Consider the following 17,107-nt stretch of genomic DNA (forward strand, 5'->3'; position numbering starts at 1 on the left):
ATTGGTCTCCGTCAGGAACTCCCGCAACAGGTCATCCATATGAGCACGCCTTCCAAAGATTCAGAAACTGGTCGCCTCTCAGGCATAACCTTTCGGGTTTCACAGCCACGTTAATTTCACTGTCCGTGCTAATACGGATAAGGTGAATAATGTCATTACGAGCTGGCGCACCGGCGTGCTCGGGGCGCCGACCGGGACGCGGCAACGACAGCTGAGAGCCTCGACGATAAACGGGCGACGTCACCGGCTGGCGGTTTTATGGAAGAGGGCGCGGCGAAGATCGAAGCGGTCAGGCCGCGAGGTCAAGGTTTTGCCGGAGAGGCGGCCGGGGGCCGCAGTGCGGTTGGCGGTGAAGCTGGTGCCGGCTCCGGGGTTACCGGTGAGTCCGAGCGACGAGAGCGCGCTGCCGGTACCGATGATCGACATGCCGCTCCGTACAGATATGCGAGACCAAGAAACCCTTAGCCAATTTCATTTATGGTAAACAAAATCTTACCGACGCAGGCCGCGGTTTCATTGCAGGCCTTCCGACCGCGGATACGGCATCGTCGATCAATCGCGAGAGGCACTGATGACTGCACGACGTTCGATCGAACACTCGATCGCATCGAAGAGATTGCCAACGCGCATCGCGATGACGCTGGACCGGCTGGCAGCTAGCCCGACTGAACGACACCCAGGAAATGGGACCGGGCTTCGGCGAGACATTCGTTAACGACCACCAGCAGAGCCTCCGGCGTGAACGGCTTGCGCAGGCAGCGCGCGGCTCCGAGCTCAAGCGCCATGCGCAGGAAGTCCGGCGCCGGCGAGTCGAGGTTGGCAAAGGCGTATCCCGACATCGCAATCAGTGGAATCGTCGGCGCGCGCTCGTGGAATATCCTGATCGATTCGAAGCCCCGCATGTGCGGCATGAAGATATCGACGAGCATCAGGTCGAAGCTGGAGTCTTCCAGCGCGCGAAGCCCGGCATCGCCGCCGTCGGCTATCGTCACCTCAAAGCCGTGACGCTCGAGATAGATCTCGATGGCCGTGCAGACCATGGGATCGTCATCGACCACCAAGATGCGACGCATGGAGCACCTCCCTCACGGCATCGGCGCGCCCAAGCGCCTTATCGGCCGTCCCGGCCAAGAGGGAACCGCCTTGAACACAATCGCGCGGCCGTATTGCCCTGCGAATCAGTGCACTATTGTATTTCCGCCCGCAAACCGCCGGCCTGTCTGCCCTCCACAGTGTATAAGACGGGTTCCACAACCCTGGCGTAGCGGAACCTGGAATTGATTCTCGGTCCAGGAAACGTGATGCGCCGTGCCGTCGCGGACACGAGACGTTTGACCTCCCGCCTTCGATTGCCAAGCGCATTGCGCTTCCTCGACTGCTGCAGATTCTGCTGGTCGCCGAGTTTCGCGTCGCGCTGCCCGCAACTCGAAACAGGCCAGGCAGAGCTCGATAACGGCGGCGCGGACCGATGCGATCGTGGTGGCCCGGGCACGGCCTCCTCGACGTCACAGATTTTCTGCGCGTCGCCGCACCTTCGAGAACGCCCGGCGCGGCATGCCCAGCCCTGTTGATGCTCGCCCGACAAATTTGCTGCGTGCAACGCGCTTCATCGGGTCGAATCGCGCTTGCCGCGCCTGTCGTTGCACGCGCGGGATTTGTCTGACAGCGAGGCGCTACCGCCGCTTCAGAAAGTCCTCGCACAAACAATCGGCGTGCGGGGCACTGCGGCCTCGATCGCGCATACGTTTCGGCGAGCCGCCTCGGCGGCTTGCCGCGAGCACTCCGTCTCGGGGAGGCCCGACGCGGCGCCAATCGCGTGCGTCCATTTTGCCAATTCTTCTTGCCAATGAAATGTGCAAGGATCATCCTGTATTTCGGATTGTAGGCACCCAGGCGCCAAACACCAGAGACCGGCTTAGCCCGCAAGGCAGGAGACTGCTTTGGATTCAGCCCCTCGTTCTCCGAATGGATTTTTGTCCTCGCTGACGGCGGACGACTTCGAACTGGTTCGCCCGCATCTGCGTGCCGCAGATCTCAGCCCGGATATGGTGCTGGTCGAAATCGACGAAACGCTCAAGCGTGCGTACCTTCCGCACAAAGGCGTCATCTCGCTGGTCGTCAAGCTCGCGCGCGGCGAGCACGTCCAGATCGCGATGATCGGCCGCGACAGCATTTTCGGCGCACTCGCCGCACTCGGCGACCCGATTGCGCTGAACAGCGCCGTGGTGCTGGTGCCCGGCGCCGCTTCGACGATCGATCTTGACCAGCTTCGTGCTGCCGCAGACCAGAGCGCAACGTTGCGTACCGCGCTGGTGCGGCACGGCCTCGCCATCTATGCGCAAATCCAGCAGACTGCCGGCTGCAACGCCTCGCACACGGTGGAGTCCCGGCTGGCGCGATGCCTGTTGCATACGCGCGACCTCTCCGGCAGCGACAAGCTCGTCCTGACCCAGGAAGCGATGGCCCAGATGATCGGCGCGCGCCGCAACAGCGTGTCGCTGGTGGCCAACACGCTGCAGCATGCAAACTTCATCCACTACAGCCGCGGCCACATCGAAATCACCAATGTGGACGGTCTGATCAAGACTTCCTGCGAGTGCTACGCGACGGTCAAGGCGCAGTACACGCGGCTGCTGCATCCGCGCATCCATTCCGCGGCCGCATGATCGCTTCCCGCGATCGACGGCGGCCGCGGCCGATCTGTGATACACCTCGCATTGTCGTTGCGCGCGAGGATTGCGTCAGCCCCCGATACATTACCGTATTACTACGGCCAATCGCGGCTCTTGCGGCGCTTCAGCCGGAACCGAATTAACGCACCGTTCAATGAGCCCTGATAGTTGTCACGGTGCTGACGGGTGCGGGTTCGAGAAAAGACAATCGAGACTCTTTCGCGTACAACGCGCATTCACCTGTGTTCGGCGGCTTGCTGCTTGCGCGGAGTACAGACATGGCTTTTGATTTGTCGATGCCGATCCTGGTAGTCGATGACTACAGCACCATGATCCGCATCATCCGCAACCTTCTCAAGCAGCTCGGATTCGAGAATGTCGACGAGGCCAACGATGGATCGGCCGCGCTCGCCAAGATGCAGACCAAGCGATACGGCCTGGTGATCTCCGACTGGAACATGGAGCCGATGACCGGCTACGACCTGCTGAAGGAAGTCCGCGCCAGCCCCGAATTCTCCAAGACACCCTTCATCATGATCACGGCTGAATCCAAGACCGAAAACGTCATCGCCGCGAAAAAGGCCGGCGTCAACAACTACATCGTAAAGCCGTTCAACGCCGCGACGCTGAAGACCAAGATGGAAGCGGTGTTCCCCGGCTCAGCCGACTGACATCTGCCGCGAGCACGCCGCCGCCTCCAACACCACGCCGCGCATTGGTCACTCCCGCCGCCGATGCAACGGCCTGCAAGCGGTGCACCGCACGAAATCCCTCTCCGAGAGCCGGACCGCGCCGCAGATGCGGGCTAGTCTTACTGCGTCATAACCGTCAAACCTCATCCTGAGGAGCCCGCGCAGCGGGCGTCTCGAAGGATGTAGGCCACAGTCGGGCCTCATGGTTCGAGACGCGCTTCGCGCTCCTCACCATGAGGAACTGGACACAGTAAGGCTAGCCGTACTTCTACGGTTTGAGATTTTCACCTCCGGATAACGTTGACTGGGGATAGTTGCGTGGACCAAGGGAGTGCCTTCATGTTCACGTTTGAAACGAGCGATCAGAAGGAAGTGCGGCGTTTGCGTATCGCCCAGTTCAATGGCAGGACCGCGACCGTGCGCACGGCCGGATCGGCGGTCACCGGCCACGTTCGATCGATCGTGGAAAGCAAGTCGAGCGTTCCGGCGGCGTGGACCATCACGATCATCCCGGAAGAGCCCAAGGCGACGCTCTCGCGGCCCGCGCCGCGCGCCCGCTCCTTGATCAAAGACTTCTGCTGACCGGCAGAACGGGCGATCCCTAAAGGCTAGTGTTACTGCGTCACTAATCCCTCATGGTGAGGAGGCGCGTAAGCGCCGTCTCGAACCATGAGGCCACGGTGCTGCTTCTTGGCCTCATCCTTCGAGACGCTTGCTGCGCAAGCTCCTCAGGATGAGGGGATAAAGCCGTTGTGACGCAGTAACTCTAGCCCGGCATGTCTGCTTCCTGCACATTGATGGCTTGAGGCCGCGCGCCCAGCCGCGCATCGCAGGCATCGCTTCGGGAGAAATCAGGCGGGCTGCAGCAGCGCCTTGCGAACCAGATCCGCGGTGTTGCGGGCGCCAAGCTTGCGCATGGCCTCGGCGCGATGGCTCTCGAAGGTCCTCGGACTGATATTCATACGCAAGGCGCCTTGCTTGTTGGAGCAACCATCGCTGATCAGGCTCAGCACCTCGCGCTCGCGCTTGGTCAGCGGCTTCTGGCCGGTCCCCGGGGCAAACGCCAGCCCCGGCTTGCGCGCGCCTTCGCCAGGGCGACAGGCATGGCCCTCGCCTGCCTGCTTGCAAACGGCATCGGACGCTGGCGCCGGATGATTGTCCGACATCTGCTTCACCAGGGCGCAGACGCGCTCGGTTTGCTGAAGCGCGTTTTCGACCACCTGTTGCAGGTAGACCCGGTTGCCGGACGCTTGCGAAAACTGGTTGCTGTGCTGCTTGATCTCATTCATGTAGAGCAGCAGCGCCGTCAGCGGTCCGTTCAACTGCCGGGCGATCGCAGCACCCGCCTCGTCCGCGGCCCGCGAGCGCGCAATCGACAGTCGGACGATTTCAGGATTCTCTTCGAGAGGCGAGATGCTTTCCATCCACTTCCTGAAGTGCGAATCAGCGGCGCGATGGTCTTGTCCTGACATATAACTATTTTTATCGGCTGCACGCTCCTGCATGGTTAATTTCCGAACCAGTAAGAATACGGAGAATACGATCGGCGGGCACGTCGGCGGGCGGAAATCGGCAAAAAGGCCGCTCTAAATTGAGCCCGGATTGGCTATTTTGGATCGAGATGCGGAATCCAAACGTAAATGCCGCAGCCCGCCACCTCCGCATTTTTACGGAGAGTGCATTTACTTTGTTAATGGGATTCAACCGGCTCTCGTCATGGCTTTCCAAGCCATTCGGCACCCGACCCGGCGCCCGTGCTCCGGCGCGGCATTTCCGCACCGGCCTGCCCGCAGGGGCCATCGCGCTAACGAATACGTTCGGTTGAGAAGGTGAAACAATGATCCGGCTATCGTCGCGGCGATGGATCAGGAGCGCCCCAGCTTGAGGAACTTTTCGAGAAACCGTCCCGAGACGACAAACCTGAACCACCAGTAAGCCATCCGCCGCGTTTTCATCGGTTCGATCCTCGTGGACTGAGGCGGCCGCTCTTGCCGCGGCTTAGCGCAAGCCGTGTCATACGCGTGTGATTTGCTTCACAACTGGCCCGCGAAAACGCTGATCACGCCGCCATTTCGTCGATTCCGATTTATAGGCTCCCGTTGCCTCGCAACGATCGAGGCGCAAAATCATCCCGCAACGAACCCAAAAAAGGGAGACGGCGATGTTGCAAGCAAAGGGATCATGGATGACGATGGCCGTGCTGGCCGGCGTCCTGGCGTTCAGCTCGGGCGTGGCGGCGCAAACCGCACCTGCACCGGCGGAGAACGCGCCGCCGACGGCTGACAATGCCGTGATGCTCACCGTGTTCCTAAAGCACGACCAGTCGCGGCCCTTGAGCGAACTCAACGCGCAGCTTCAGCGCCAAGGCTATTACAAGGCTTTCCCGCCGGACGGCGTCGAAGTCGTGAGCTGGTACGTGATGATGGGAATCGGACAGGTGGTGACGCTGCGGCTGCCGGCGTCGCGGTTGCGCGAGGTCAACCGCATCCTCGAGAACACCGCCTGGGGCAGCTACCGCACCGAGTTCTATCCGACCTATGATTACAAGGCGATCGGCATCGCGGCGCACGAGAAGGCGCAGTAGGCGCTTCGAACGCAGCGAACGGTCCTGGGGATCAGCCGAGCCTGGAGATCTGTTCTTCGGTCACGACGCGCTCGACATTCTCGGTCGTGCTTCGGATGCGATAGCGCGGGCGGCCGTCGGCCTCGATCGGCAGGCAGGTGACGATGGTGTAGATGCTACGTTCCTTCACGTCGGCGCGGCCCTGCGGGCCCTGCTGCTGGTGATGGACGTTGTCATTGATCGCGAAGTTATGGGCCATCGTCGCTCTTTCCGGTTAAAAAGGGCTTGTAGTCTCAACAGCATCGCAGGGCAACAGATCGTTTGCCTGATCTGACAGGGGGCCTCGAGGTTCAGACCTCAAACAGCGCCTTTCGCTTGCCTACCCGCGCGATCGATTTCTCTATCTCCGAACCGGACAAGGTTCCATCGCGCAGGTGACCTCCGATATATTCGGCGATCCCGGCCATTTCCTCCTCCTGATCGAACAGGTTGTTGCCGATGCAGAGCATGTCCATGCCCGCTTTCAGCGATTGCAGACTGGCTTCCCGCGTGCCCAGCGCCTTTTGCAATCCCTGCATCTGCATGTCGTCGGTGATCAGGAGCGTGTCCGCAAGTCGCTTGCGCAAACGGCCAAGCCCCGCCGCAGACAGCGTCATCGGGCGATCCTTGTCCCATTGCCTGACGATGGCGTGACTGACCAGCACCGCATCGCCGAACATCTTTGGCGCGAGCGAATAGAACAACTCTTCCTGTTCCTGTCGTAGCGCATCGGAAATATCCATGAATTCCTGATGCGAATCCACGGCCGCGCCGCCGATGCCGGGAAAATGCTTCAGGCACAGGCCGATGCGCTGCTTGCGCGCCACCTCGCTCGCCAGCAACGCATTGGCTTCCACGTCGGCGATGTCAGCGGAGAAGGAACGCTTGATCCTGCCGATATTGGGATTGTCGGGATTGTAATCGACGTCGATCACCGGCGCGAAATCATAGTGGATACCGAGCTGCCGCATCTCGGCAAAGCTCGCGGTGAGAATTTCGCGCTTTCGATCCGGCGCGAGCAGGTTGAATTCCTTTGCGCTGGGCAAGGGCGCAAAGCCGCGGCTCTCCTTCAGCCGCCGCACCAGGCCGCCTTCCTGGTCGATGAACACCATCGGCGACGACGGCAGCGCGGCAATCTCGGCGCAGAGGCGCTGCACTTGTTCCGGTGATTCGATGTTGTTGTCGTATTGTTGCGTCCGGCAGGAATAATCGAACAGGATCACGCCGCCGAGGCCGTAGCGGACGGCGAATTCCTTCAGCCACACTGGGACGGTCTTGCCGAAGAAGCCGAGGATGAAGAGTTCGCCGATGGGCATGTGATGGCCTTAGGCATAGCGCCTTGAGTCCAGCCGGACCTAATCGCGCCACGCAAGAGGAAGATACCCGACTCGCCGAGCCGTACCAATGATCCCGCCAATTGGGTGACCTTGGTCACATCGCATCGCAGCCAGCGCCTCTAGGGGTGGATCATCGCAGAGCGATCCTCGCTCTGCCCAACCCAGGAGACGTCCATGACGAAGATCAAGACGATCATTACGGCCACGATTGCTGCTCTGGCGTTGACCACTGCTTCTTTGGCCATCCCGAGCCAGGCTTCCGCCGGAGGTCGCGGTCACGGCGGCCATCGCGGGCACGGTGGAGGCCACGGTCATCACGGTCATGGTCATCATCATCATGGGCATGGTCATCACGGCCATCGCCATCATTTCCACGTTTATAATAGCTGCTGGAAATGGAGCCCCTACGGCCCGGTCAACGTCTGCTACCGCTATTATTGATTCGAGACGGACGAAGACAAGAAGCTCGCCCGGGCCGAGAGGCTCGGGCGAGTTTTTTCGATGCCATGATGATCACCGCGATCATCTGCCTGGGCACGGCAACCAATCTCGTTGCAAGCCCATCGGCCTGCCGGCAATGCGCGTCGAGCCAGTAAAGAGAAGCTGAGTTCCGGCCGCGACAAGCTGGATATGTGACGCGTCGCACATTTGTCAGCGCGCAGGTGGGCTAGGCTTCAGTTCGCTGGAGGAGACGATCGTCGACTCTGGCTGAGAAATTCCGGCTGCCAGGCGCGGCTCAGACGCCTCAGGCGCCTTTCACGAACAAAGCTGAAAGCGTGGACAAGCAATGCGGTGCATCCCAAATTACCGATCGATCAACCCGATCTCAAACCGATCCTTGCGGCCAGGATTTCGCTACGCGATTTCGACGGCCACGAAGCGAGCAGTTGTAGTGGTTGCTTGCTGCTTCGCTGTGCTGATCGGCGTCCGCACTGCTGTTGCCGACACCGCGTCCGATCAGAGAATGGCCAATCACTACGAGCAGGCGGCGCAAGCGGGCGATGATGATGCCCAGTTCTATCTTGGGGCACTTCATTCAGCAGGCGTCGGCCGTTCGCGCAGCGACGCGGAGGCATTTCGGTGGTTCTCGCGCGCGGCCGATCAGGGGCACGCCCACGCCATGTTGATTGTTGCCGGCCTCTATGCGAGCGGGCGCGGCATAACCAAGGACAATGTGAAGGCTTATAGCTGGGCCTATATCGTCGCTTCGGCGAGCAAACTCGACGAGGACCGCAACGGAGCGCGGCAATTGATGTCGTTGCTCATGAAGAAGATGACGAGCGACGAGATCGGCCGTGCGGTCGTGGCCGCAAGAGCCTGGCGCGCCGTTCGGGCTGCCGGCGCTGGGAAGGCTCCGAGTATCGAAAAAGCTGTAGAGTTGGACCAGCCCGCGGCCGCTACACCCCCACCTGCACCCGCGGCCGTGCAGCCGGCGCCGGCAGCCCCGTCGTCGTCTGCGGTCTCGCAACCGGCGCCGTCCAACGTCACGGTATTGCAGGCACCTCCCAAGGCCACGTCGGCAGCTCCGGTGAAGAATGCAAAGCGAGATGATGCCCGTGATCTGCTCGATCAGGTTCCACCGGGCCTGCGCAAGCGGTTTGGCTTTTGATTTAAGGGGACGCACCATGAAATTGCAGCATCTCGTCGCAACCGGAATTCTGGCTATCGCCGCGGCAGGGGCCGGCTATTATGGCTATTCCCATTTGCTTCATCCGCCGCTGGTGACCACCAGCATTGCGAGCCTCGCGCCGGTTTCCGAAGCCGTTTACGGAACGGGCACCGTCGAGCCCGAGCGCTGGGCCAAAGTGGTGCCGCTGCAGCGCCGCCGGCTTGTCGAGCTTTGCCGATGCGAAGGACAGGTGGTCAAGAGCGGCCAGGTCCTCGGCCGCCAGGACGACGCCGAGGAGCGCAGCGCGCTGGATCAGATGGAAATCAATCGGGGCCAACTCGAGCGTGATCTGGCGCGCGCCGAGAAGGATCGCGACAAGAACGACGCCACGCGCACCGAGTACGAGCAGCGCTGGACCAAGCTCGAGGAAGCAAAATCGAAGATCGCCGCGCAGAAGGTGCGGCTCGACTCGATGCTGCTGAGAGCGCCGCTCGACGGCATGGTGCTGCGGCGCGACAGCGAAGTCGGCGAGATCGCCGGTCCCACCGATGTCCTGTTCTGGGTGGGACCGCCTGCACCGATGCAGGTCGTTGCCGAAATCAATGAGGAGGAGATCAACCGCATCGCATCTGGCCAGAAGGCTCTTCTGCGAAGCGAGGCTTTCCCCGGAAGGGCCCTGCGGGCCACGGTCTCCCAGATCACGCCGAAGGGTGACCCGACCCGAAAGACCTTCCGGGTCTATTTGCGGCTGCCGCAGGATACGCCGCTGCGAATTGGCATGTCAGTCGAGACCAATATCATCTTCCGCGAGAAGCAGGCGGCCATCGTCGTGCCGGCAGAGGCCGTCGCAGGCGATTCCGTTCAGATGGTCGATGACGGCCGGGTCAAACGCGTGCCCGTCAAAGTCGGCATCCGCGGCAGCCGCAACATCGAGATCATCGGCGACGTATCCAAGGGCACCCCCGTGCTTTCGCCCGCACGCATCGATCTCGCTGACGGCGCCAGGATTCGCATCGACAACAGCTTGACGAGAGCTGTGGAACCGGCGGCCGCGAGCGAACCGACCGATCAGCCAGCCGAAACACCCGAAGCTACCGTAGTAGCCTCGGCCACCACAGCTCCCTCGGATCCCGACGATGCGGTGATTTCGGCAGCCATGACCGCCCACATCGATTCCGTTGTTAATGACGCCCGTCGCAACATGATCAGCAACAGCCGGTAGCCGCCGTGAAACTTCTGTTCAACATCGCATGGACTCACGTCAGCACCCGGGTGCGGCAGACCCTTGTGGGCATGGCCGGCGTATCCATGGGAGTAGGCTTCACCATCATGATGGCGGGCCTGATGCAGGGCTCGCAGATCGACTTCCTGCGGCAGCTCGTCGACACCATGCCGCATATCACGGTCGAGGACGAGCGGCGCTCCGTGCCGACGCAACCCGCGGAGCAAGAATATGCGGCGGTCCAGATGTCCGACATCGCCAATGTCGGCAAACGTCCCGGAATCAGATATTCGGAATCGGTGATGAGCTCACTGCGCTCCTGGATACCTGGAGACGTGGCTCCCTCGGCGAAGACCACCGCGATCGTCAATCACGGCGGCGCGCGCATCGGCATCACCTTGTCCGGCATCGACCCCCGCCGTGAGGTTCAGGTCTCGAAACTCGCCACGCAGATGCGTGAGGGCAAGATCGACGACCTTTCACGTGCGCCGAACGGCATCATCATGGGCGAGGCCCTGGCCGAAAAGCTCGGCGTAAAAACCGGCAACACCGTTCTCCTGGTCGGCGGCCAGGGCGTCCAACTGAATTCGACGGTGGCCGGGCTGTACCGCTCCGGCCTGAAGCGCGTCGATGAGAGCCAGATCTATTCGCTGATGGGGCCGGCGCAGGTCATGATGGGACAGAGCGGGGTAATCAACCAGCTCCGACTGCGGTTGAACGATCCCATGTTGGCGCAAAAGGTCGCCGCCCAAGTCGAAGCGCAGACCGGCTACAAGTCGGTGTCCTGGCAGGAAGCCAATGCCGACTTGCTGTCATCCTTTACCGTGCGCGACTTCATCGTGCTCACCGTGATGGGCGCGATGCTGCTGACATCCTCCTTTGCTACCTACAACATCATCTCGACGATCACGCACGAGAAGCGCCAGGACATCGCGATCATGAAATCGCTGGGCATGCGCGAGTATGCGGTGCGGCGGATTTTCATCATCGAAGCCGCCATCATCGGCGTGGTCGGCATCCTGTTCGGGTGGATCCTCGGTTACCTGCTCTGCTACGGCTGGTCGAAGATCACGATCTTCAATCCGCTGACGGGCGCGACCGTTCCGCTGCAGATCTATTACTCGCTGGCGCACTATGTGATCGTCGGCGGCATATCGCTTGTCTGCTGCGCAGGGGCGGCCTACTTCCCGGCGCGCAAGGCAACCTGCGTGCATCCAGTTGAAATCATCCGGGGAGCATCATGACCGAAGTCGCTTTGCAGGCAGTGGAGCTGGTTCGCCGCATCGAGGGCGCTGTTTCGCACACCCTCGTCAACGGTATCGATCTTGCGGTGAGCAAGGGTGAATTCGTCGCCATTACCGGGCCGTCGGGATCGGGCAAATCGTCGCTGCTCTATCTCTTGGGCCTGCTCGATGCTCCCAGCGAAGGCGAGGTCATGATCTGCGGTCAGCCGACCTCGAAATTGTCGGAGTCGGACCGGGCCGACGTCCGCCTGACCAAATGCGGCTTCGTGTTCCAGTTTCATTTCCTGCTGCCGGAGTTCACTTCGCTCGACAATGTGCTGCTGCCGATGCGTGCCGCCGGCAGGATGGCTGAAGCTGAGATGCGCGAGCGCGGCCTTGCTCTCTTGGACTCGCTCGGGCTTGCCGAGCACGCCAACAAGCGTCCCAACCAGCTCTCCGGCGGCCAGCGCCAGCGTGTCGCCATCGCCCGCGCGCTGGCCAACCGGCCCGAGATCATCGTGGCCGATGAGCCGACGGGCGCACTCGATACCGCATCGACGGAACAGGTGTTCTCGATCCTCCGCAATATCGCGGACAAGGGCCAGACCGTGGTCGTGGTGACCCACGATCCAGCGCTGGCCGCCCGCGCCGACCGCCGCATCCACATCGTCGACGGCAAGATCGCTGAGATTACCGAACGGGGCAGAGGCGAGCTGGTTTGCGAGGCGGTGAGCTAGTCAGAAGCTGGAGGCGAAACGCTTCGTCGTGCATCCTTGATCTCGTCTGCCGGAGAGCATACGGTGCTGCCATGATGTTCATGTCCACATTCTTCCCGCTGATCTGAACGACCCAATTCGTTGCGGTGCATCCGCGCCGATCAGATCAACATGGCTCCGCTGACGCGGTGGCCGAACGGGAAATGTGTAATGCCAAAAACCGAGCACGTCGGCCTGACCTCCCGTCAGGTCCAGAGCTTCATTGACGACGGCTTCGTCAAAATCGAAAATGCCTTCAGCGCCGACCTTGCAAAGCAATGCAGGGACGAGCTGTGGGCTGATATTGGGCTGTTGCCAGACGCGCCCGAAAGCTGGATTCGGCCCGTCATTCGAGTAGCGTCCAAGTCTTCGCCTCCATTCGTTGAAGCCGGCAACACACCTCAATTGCACAAGGCCTACGATCAGCTCGTCGGCGCAGACCGCTGGCTTGCGCCCAAGGGCCTCGGAACCTTTCCGATCCGCTTTCCCTCGCCAGAATCCCCCGGTGATGATGGCTGGCATGTGGACATGAGTTTTGGCGACAGTCCTGACTTCATGGAATGGCGGGCCAATGTGAAGAGCAGCGGACGGCTATTGCTGATGCTGTTTCTGTTGTCGGATGTTGGCTCCGACGATGCGCCCACGAAGATACGAAAAGGTTCGCACGCCACCATTGCGCGGGAGTTGCTGCCCTATGGCGCTGCGGGCGCGACGCTCAGGCAGCTCTCTGCCCATGGCTACGCCTCTACGGAAGATTGCCAAGTTGAACTGGCGACAGGTCGCGCAGGCACCGTCTACCTGTGCCACCCATTCCTGGTTCACGCCGCGCAACCTCATCGCGGAGAACGACCGCGCTTCATGGCACAGCCACCGCTGCTGCCAAAAGCCGAGTTTGATCCGGCGCTGCCGCCATCGCCGGTTCAACTCGCCATCCGTCAGGCGTGCGGGCTGATGTTCTAAAGCCGGAGGAAGAGGTCGTCGGCGCCTTCGCTGAGCAACCGAAAGACCTTCGAGTCAGAAGCTGGCGGAGAGGGAGGGACTCTGAATTCCCTCTCCGAGGACCACCATCAACCCTGATCCAATTCCCCGGTGAAGCGGTCTCGTCCCTTCCAATACGGGCATTGGGGACAAGGCTCGCCCATCGGATAGTCGATCCCTTCTTCGTGAGGACAGCCCATGATCCCATCCGCCATCGCTACCGACCGTGCCGAATGCTGGCGCAGATACGCGGCGATCTCGCCAAGAATAGCTTTGTCCATCCGCACGTCGCCGGTTTCCGAAAACCAGCGGCGCAGCTCGGGCTCGGCTCCCTCATATGGAATCACAGACACGGCAACTTTCGAAGCGCGCTGGTTGTCAGGACCATAGAAGGCGATCGTGCCGATGGGATAGCCGCGCATTCCTTGCTTGGCTTTCTTTTTGAGCCATTTGTCCGGTTGCGGTCCAATCTTCATTGGCGCTTCCTTGCGTTCGCTGGCAGTTTGGACAATGTGCGAAGAACCAGCGGTATGGCGGAGAGGGAGGGATTCGAACCCCCGATAGGCTTGCACCTATGCCGCATTTCGAGTGCGGTGCATTCAACCACTCTGCCACCTCTCCAGGCGCCAAGGCGGGCCGGATTCGGCCCTGCGGTCGGGGCGTGTTCTAGGCGAGGAAACCGGGGCAGACAAGGCGCGGGGTGGAGAAATTCGCCCCTAAATGGCGGGCGCGCGCGCCGGACGGCTTTCGGAAAAAAGGGTGGGACCGCCAGACGCGACAAAAAACTGACGGTCCCGTGCCGCTGCTTTGAAATCCTGGCCGGGAAGTGCGGCTTCGCCGGTCAGCCGGAGCGACGAAAACGACGGTAGCAAGGCGGAGCGAAACGGCAACGTGAACCCGGTTTTAACCTAACCAGTCAACCTTACCGCCCGCGGGATGCGTTAATCCCGCCCCTTCTTCGCCTTCTTCTCGTCCTTGCCGTTGTCCTTCCGCCGGTTGGTGAAGCGCGCATTGCCGAGACCGGTGCCGATGGTCAACACGCCCCAGTGCTCGACATCCTGCATAAAGGGAACTTCGGAAAGGCCCTGCACTACGCCGTCATTGTGCATCAGCACGGCGGTGTCGTGATCGCCGATCCGCGGGATCGCCTCCACCAGGCTTGCCGGCAGGTTGAACTTGCTGCTCTCCCAATTGCCGGGCAGGTTCTGCGCGCCCTTCTCGATCGAGCCGTCCTCGTCGATCACGCCGGGACAGGCGATGCCGATAAAGGGCGCAAGCTTCAGGCCTTCGGCCTCTGTGGCCGTGATCAGGTCCTTCAGCATCTTGACCAGCCGCTTCACCGCGCCTTCGCGGGTCGGCTCATCGTCCGCGTGCCGCCACAGCTCGGACGCCCATACCTCGGCCTTGGAAAGATCGGGCGCCTTCTTCCAGCGCGTCTCGACCACGCCGCAACGGATGTTGGTGCCGCCGATATCGACGCCGAGGATGCTGTCATGGGCCTCAAAAATCCATGACGGAGCCAGATGCAGCGTGCCGATCAGGCCGGCATCGTCGGGGTGAAAGCGGATCGGCACCACGTCGACCTCAAGGCCCTCTGCCTTGAGGATGAGATCGGTGCGGGCGATCGCGAGTTCGCCGACCCGGCTCTGCCTGAAGCCACCGCCCACCACGATGCGCTCGGTATCGGCCCACGCCTTGGTCTTGAGGAACCGCCGCGTCACATAGGCCAGTTCCTGGGCGAATTCCTCGATCGCGCTATGTACCAGCGCGGCGGCGCCGACATCGGCGCCGACCAGCGCCTCGTCGAGTTCGCCCTTGGCGATGTCGCCGGCCGGTTTTTTGCCCAGGGGATCGTCGCCGTTCTTCCTGAGCGGCTTGCGCAAGCTGTCCAGGATCTTGCGGAAGGCCCCCTTGCTCGCGCGGTCGCCGAGAAAGCCCTCGTCGTCCTTCAACTCGATGTTGAAACTGTCGACCTCGACCGAGGGCAGGCGGGCGGCCCCGTGGCGAGCGATCCCCGTGGTCGTTGTGGTGTCTTCTGCCATGTACCAAAGCCCCTGCCGGATCTTTCCGACAACGGGCGGGGAACCCATTGGTTTCAATAGGAGGTCCGCTTCAGCCCCCGGGCGTCAGGCCGGCCCGGCGAGGAACGCGCCAAATCCTTCATTTTTGGCCGGTTTTTGGGCCTCTTTGCCTTGACTCACGGCATTCTGCGGCTATAAGTCCCCGCATCCGGCGCGGGATTTCTCGCGCCGCTTGTTTTTGCGTGAAATCTTAAGGGGTTCGCTCCCCGGCCGCGCGAAAATCGTACCCACAACGACTGACCAAAAAGCCGACCCGGACAGCCCCCTTGGGGAAAACGTCCGAGGCCGGGATCGAACACGAAGGAATAAAACGATGTTCGCAGTCATCAAAACCGGCGGCCGGCAATACCGCGTCGTTCCGGATGATGTGCTCGAGATAGGCAAGATCGCCGGCGAAGTCGGCACGATCGTGCAGCTTGGTGAAGTTCTGGTCGTCGGCGCTGACACGCCGGTGCTGGGCACGCCCACGGTGGCAGGTGCTTCCGTTGCGGCCGAAGTGCTGGACCACAAGCGCGGCCCGAAGGTGATCGCGTTCAAGAAGCGCCGCCGCAAGAATTCGCGCCGCAAGCGCGGCTATCGCGACGAGATCACGGTGCTTCGCATCACCGAGATCCTGACCGATAACAACAAGCCTTCGATCGGCCCGCGGCCGAAGAAGGAAAAGGTCGTCGCGTCAGTTGCTGAGGACGACGAGGCGCCGAAGGCCGCCAAGAAGAAGGCGCCTGCCAAGAAGGCTGCGGCGAAGCCCGCCGCAAAGAAGGCCCCGGCCAAGAAGGCCGCCGCGAAGGGCAAGAGCGAGAAGTGATACGCCTCGACTAAAAATTGAGGCGCGACAAAAAGTGAAATGATTCCGTCAAGGAATTGATCTAGAAATATAGCGAAGTCGGAGACGAGCCATGGCTCACAAAAAAGCAGGCGGTTCATCGCGAAACGGTCGCGATTCAGCGGGCAAGCGCCTTGGCATCAAGGCGTATGGCGGCGAACACGTGATTCCCGGCAACATTATCGCGCGTCAGCGCGGCACCACCTGGCATCCCGGCCTTAATGTCGGCATGGGCACCGACCATACTCTCTTTGCCAAGGTCGAAGGTCATGTCGAGTTTCGTGCAAAAGCCAATGGTCGCACTTTCGTATCGGTAGTTCCGATGACGGAGGCGGCCGAATAGACGGTGGACACAATCGAGTCTGCCGGATCCTGTTGAACCGGCGGAGTCGAAATGGGCTCCAAGGGGAGGCGGGAAACCGGCCTCCCCTTTTTATTTTGCGCATATTCGCAATCAGGAGCCCGACATGTTGCAGGACATCCCGATCCCGACCTCAACCTTGCGTGAGGCGAGTAGCTGCGTCCTCGAGACCGAACGGCTGACGTTGCGCCGGCCGACGCTCGCGGACGTAAAAGCGATTACGCATCTCGCCAATGATCGGCGCATTGCGGAAAACACCCGCCGCCTGCCGCATCCCTATATGCAGGATCACGCCGTCGAATTCGTGCGCGCGACATCCACCGATAACAGCGAGACCGTGTTTCTGATCGAACAGAACTTTTCGCCCATCGGCATGGTCGGGATCGACCGCAGCGAGCCGGACGCGCCGGAACTCGGCTATTGGCTCGGCGTCGCGCATTGGGGCCAGGGCTTTGGCACCGAGGCCGCGCGCGCGGTGATCGATTTCTTCTTCGAGGAATTCGATGCCGAGCACCTGATTTCGGGCGCCCGCGTCGCCAACCCGGCCTCGCGCAACATCCTGGAGAAATGCGGCTTCCAGTGGAGCGGCGTCGAGCTGCACCGCTTCGAGGCGCTGGGATCCTCGACCCCCGTCGACCGCTTCCGCCTGACGCGCGGTGTCTGGGCGTCGCTGAAGAACTGGGGAAGTTCGACCAGGAGATAGCTCACCCATAGTCGAAAACGCGGCCGCTTCTTCCCCTCTCCCTTGTGGG

20 protein-coding genes and 1 tRNA gene are annotated in these 17,107 nt (G+C 61.5%); 13 read left to right on the plus strand and 8 right to left on the minus strand.

What is annotated here, in order from left to right:
* Positions 1-240: 240 nt before the first annotated feature.
* Both CP49_RS35470 and CP49_RS35475 read right to left on the minus strand, forming a co-directional pair.
* Positions 241-426: a hypothetical protein gene (locus tag CP49_RS35470; protein ID WP_057854755.1), complete on the minus strand. Its 186-nt coding sequence runs from the start codon at positions 424-426 to the stop codon at positions 241-243.
* 230 nt (positions 427-656) lie between these two features.
* Entirely contained in the window at positions 657-1,073 is a 417-nt protein-coding gene (locus CP49_RS35475; RefSeq protein WP_057854756.1) for a response regulator, read from the minus strand.
* An 867-nt stretch (positions 1,074-1,940) separates the two neighbouring features.
* Between CP49_RS35475 and CP49_RS35480 the strand changes: the two genes are divergently transcribed.
* The 3 genes from CP49_RS35480 to CP49_RS35490 all read left to right on the plus strand — a co-directional run bounded on the left by CP49_RS35480 (position 1,941) and on the right by CP49_RS35490 (position 3,946).
* Positions 1,941-2,666: a Crp/Fnr family transcriptional regulator gene (locus tag CP49_RS35480; protein ID WP_057854757.1), complete on the plus strand. Its 726-nt coding sequence runs from the start codon at positions 1,941-1,943 to the stop codon at positions 2,664-2,666.
* A gap of 284 nt (positions 2,667-2,950) precedes the next feature.
* Positions 2,951-3,343, plus strand: a complete 393-nt coding sequence (locus tag CP49_RS35485) for a response regulator (RefSeq protein WP_057854794.1) — start codon at positions 2,951-2,953, stop codon at positions 3,341-3,343.
* A gap of 360 nt (positions 3,344-3,703) precedes the next feature.
* Positions 3,704-3,946: a hypothetical protein gene (locus tag CP49_RS35490; RefSeq protein WP_057854758.1), complete on the plus strand. Its 243-nt coding sequence runs from the start codon at positions 3,704-3,706 to the stop codon at positions 3,944-3,946.
* 269 nt (positions 3,947-4,215) lie between these two features.
* Here CP49_RS35490 and CP49_RS35495 read toward each other — a convergent pair whose 3' ends face one another.
* Positions 4,216-4,788 carry a response regulator transcription factor gene (locus tag CP49_RS35495; RefSeq protein ID WP_420807682.1) on the minus strand — a complete coding sequence of 191 codons (573 nt, stop codon included), beginning with the start codon at positions 4,786-4,788 and terminating at the stop codon, positions 4,216-4,218.
* Positions 4,789-5,549: 761 nt separating this feature from the next.
* Here CP49_RS35495 and CP49_RS35500 point away from each other — a divergent pair.
* Positions 5,550-5,948 carry a hypothetical protein gene (locus CP49_RS35500; protein WP_245311050.1) on the plus strand — a complete coding sequence of 133 codons (399 nt, stop codon included), beginning with the start codon at positions 5,550-5,552 and terminating at the stop codon, positions 5,946-5,948.
* A 31-nt stretch (positions 5,949-5,979) separates the two neighbouring features.
* Here the strand turns inward: CP49_RS35500 and CP49_RS35505 are convergent, their stop codons facing one another.
* The gene (locus CP49_RS35505; protein WP_057854760.1) at positions 5,980-6,186 is read right to left on the minus strand and encodes a hypothetical protein; all 207 of its coding nucleotides are present in this window, start codon (positions 6,184-6,186) and stop codon (positions 5,980-5,982) included.
* A 91-nt stretch (positions 6,187-6,277) separates the two neighbouring features.
* Positions 6,278-7,282 (minus strand): glycoside hydrolase family 3 N-terminal domain-containing protein, encoded by a 1,005-nt coding sequence (locus CP49_RS35510; protein WP_057854761.1) that lies wholly within the window; start codon positions 7,280-7,282, stop codon positions 6,278-6,280.
* Between the two features lie 195 nt (positions 7,283-7,477).
* On the opposite strand from CP49_RS35510, the gene CP49_RS43895 reads away from it, so the two are divergent.
* The 6 genes from CP49_RS43895 (at position 7,478) to CP49_RS35535 (ending at position 13,072) form a co-directional block, all read left to right on the plus strand.
* The gene (locus CP49_RS43895) at positions 7,478-7,744 is read left to right on the plus strand and encodes a hypothetical protein (RefSeq protein ID WP_082646416.1); all 267 of its coding nucleotides are present in this window, start codon (positions 7,478-7,480) and stop codon (positions 7,742-7,744) included.
* A 472-nt stretch (positions 7,745-8,216) separates the two neighbouring features.
* Positions 8,217-8,912: a tetratricopeptide repeat protein gene (locus CP49_RS35515; RefSeq protein ID WP_197423338.1), complete on the plus strand. Its 696-nt coding sequence runs from the start codon at positions 8,217-8,219 to the stop codon at positions 8,910-8,912.
* 16 nt (positions 8,913-8,928) lie between these two features.
* Positions 8,929-10,134, plus strand: a complete 1,206-nt coding sequence (locus CP49_RS35520) for an efflux RND transporter periplasmic adaptor subunit (RefSeq protein WP_057854763.1) — start codon at positions 8,929-8,931, stop codon at positions 10,132-10,134.
* A gap of 5 nt (positions 10,135-10,139) precedes the next feature.
* Positions 10,140-11,378 carry an ABC transporter permease gene (locus tag CP49_RS35525; protein WP_057854764.1) on the plus strand — a complete coding sequence of 413 codons (1,239 nt, stop codon included), beginning with the start codon at positions 10,140-10,142 and terminating at the stop codon, positions 11,376-11,378.
* Positions 11,375-12,094 (plus strand): ABC transporter ATP-binding protein, encoded by a 720-nt coding sequence (locus tag CP49_RS35530; protein ID WP_057854765.1) that lies wholly within the window; start codon positions 11,375-11,377, stop codon positions 12,092-12,094. Before CP49_RS35525 ends, CP49_RS35530 begins: the two co-directional genes overlap by 4 nt.
* A gap of 189 nt (positions 12,095-12,283) precedes the next feature.
* The gene (locus CP49_RS35535; RefSeq protein WP_057854766.1) at positions 12,284-13,072 is read left to right on the plus strand and encodes a phytanoyl-CoA dioxygenase family protein; all 789 of its coding nucleotides are present in this window, start codon (positions 12,284-12,286) and stop codon (positions 13,070-13,072) included.
* A 107-nt stretch (positions 13,073-13,179) separates the two neighbouring features.
* Here the strand turns inward: CP49_RS35535 and CP49_RS35540 are convergent, their stop codons facing one another.
* From CP49_RS35540 to CP49_RS35550, 3 genes are all read right to left on the minus strand, one after another.
* A complete protein-coding gene (locus CP49_RS35540) occupies positions 13,180-13,566 on the minus strand; it encodes a hypothetical protein (RefSeq protein WP_057854796.1) in 387 nt (128 codons plus the stop codon).
* A 55-nt stretch (positions 13,567-13,621) separates the two neighbouring features.
* Positions 13,622-13,711 (minus strand) — tRNA-Ser (locus CP49_RS35545).
* Positions 13,712-14,031: 320 nt separating this feature from the next.
* Positions 14,032-15,132, minus strand: a complete 1,101-nt coding sequence (locus CP49_RS35550; protein WP_057854767.1) for an ROK family protein — start codon at positions 15,130-15,132, stop codon at positions 14,032-14,034.
* A 352-nt stretch (positions 15,133-15,484) separates the two neighbouring features.
* On the opposite strand from CP49_RS35550, the gene rplU reads away from it, so the two are divergent.
* The 3 genes from rplU to CP49_RS35565 all read left to right on the plus strand — a co-directional run bounded on the left by rplU (position 15,485) and on the right by CP49_RS35565 (position 17,058).
* Positions 15,485-15,976 carry a 50S ribosomal protein L21 gene (rplU, locus tag CP49_RS35555; RefSeq protein ID WP_057854768.1) on the plus strand — a complete coding sequence of 164 codons (492 nt, stop codon included), beginning with the start codon at positions 15,485-15,487 and terminating at the stop codon, positions 15,974-15,976.
* Positions 15,977-16,067: 91 nt separating this feature from the next.
* Complete coding sequence (rpmA, locus tag CP49_RS35560; protein ID WP_028348532.1) at positions 16,068-16,337, plus strand: 50S ribosomal protein L27; 270 nt, start codon at positions 16,068-16,070, stop codon at positions 16,335-16,337.
* Positions 16,338-16,461: 124 nt separating this feature from the next.
* Positions 16,462-17,058: a GNAT family N-acetyltransferase gene (locus tag CP49_RS35565; RefSeq protein WP_057854769.1), complete on the plus strand. Its 597-nt coding sequence runs from the start codon at positions 16,462-16,464 to the stop codon at positions 17,056-17,058.
* Positions 17,059-17,107 lie beyond the last annotated feature (49 nt).

Origin of the sequence: Bradyrhizobium valentinum (assembly GCF_001440405.1) — a bacterium.
Lineage (GTDB): Bacteria > Pseudomonadota > Alphaproteobacteria > Rhizobiales > Xanthobacteraceae > Bradyrhizobium > Bradyrhizobium valentinum.

Excerpts from the sequence above, each read along its gene's own strand:
- CP49_RS35470 (WP_057854755.1), bottom strand. The coding sequence starts at position 426 with ATGTCGATCATCGGTACCGGCAGCGCGCTCTCGTCGCTCGGACTCACC.
- CP49_RS35475 (WP_057854756.1), bottom strand. The coding sequence starts at position 1,073 with ATGCGTCGCATCTTGGTGGTCGATGACGATCCCATGGTCTGCACGGCC.
- CP49_RS35485 (WP_057854794.1), top strand. The coding sequence starts at position 2,951 with ATGGCTTTTGATTTGTCGATGCCGATCCTGGTAGTCGATGACTACAGC.
- CP49_RS35490 (WP_057854758.1), top strand. The coding sequence starts at position 3,704 with ATGTTCACGTTTGAAACGAGCGATCAGAAGGAAGTGCGGCGTTTGCGT.
- CP49_RS35495 (WP_420807682.1), bottom strand. The coding sequence starts at position 4,788 with ATGGAAAGCATCTCGCCTCTCGAAGAGAATCCTGAAATCGTCCGACTG.
- CP49_RS35500 (WP_245311050.1), top strand. The coding sequence starts at position 5,550 with ATGACGATGGCCGTGCTGGCCGGCGTCCTGGCGTTCAGCTCGGGCGTG.
- CP49_RS35505 (WP_057854760.1), bottom strand. The coding sequence starts at position 6,186 with ATGGCCCATAACTTCGCGATCAATGACAACGTCCATCACCAGCAGCAG.
- CP49_RS35510 (WP_057854761.1), bottom strand. The coding sequence starts at position 7,282 with ATGCCCATCGGCGAACTCTTCATCCTCGGCTTCTTCGGCAAGACCGTC.
- CP49_RS43895 (WP_082646416.1), top strand. The coding sequence starts at position 7,478 with ATGACGAAGATCAAGACGATCATTACGGCCACGATTGCTGCTCTGGCG.
- CP49_RS35520 (WP_057854763.1), top strand. The coding sequence starts at position 8,929 with ATGAAATTGCAGCATCTCGTCGCAACCGGAATTCTGGCTATCGCCGCG.
- CP49_RS35530 (WP_057854765.1), top strand. The coding sequence starts at position 11,375 with ATGACCGAAGTCGCTTTGCAGGCAGTGGAGCTGGTTCGCCGCATCGAG.
- CP49_RS35535 (WP_057854766.1), top strand. The coding sequence starts at position 12,284 with ATGCCAAAAACCGAGCACGTCGGCCTGACCTCCCGTCAGGTCCAGAGC.
- CP49_RS35540 (WP_057854796.1), bottom strand. The coding sequence starts at position 13,566 with ATGAAGATTGGACCGCAACCGGACAAATGGCTCAAAAAGAAAGCCAAG.
- CP49_RS35550 (WP_057854767.1), bottom strand. The coding sequence starts at position 15,132 with ATGGCAGAAGACACCACAACGACCACGGGGATCGCTCGCCACGGGGCC.
- rplU (WP_057854768.1), top strand. The coding sequence starts at position 15,485 with ATGTTCGCAGTCATCAAAACCGGCGGCCGGCAATACCGCGTCGTTCCG.
- rpmA (WP_028348532.1), top strand. The coding sequence starts at position 16,068 with ATGGCTCACAAAAAAGCAGGCGGTTCATCGCGAAACGGTCGCGATTCA.
- CP49_RS35565 (WP_057854769.1), top strand. The coding sequence starts at position 16,462 with ATGTTGCAGGACATCCCGATCCCGACCTCAACCTTGCGTGAGGCGAGT.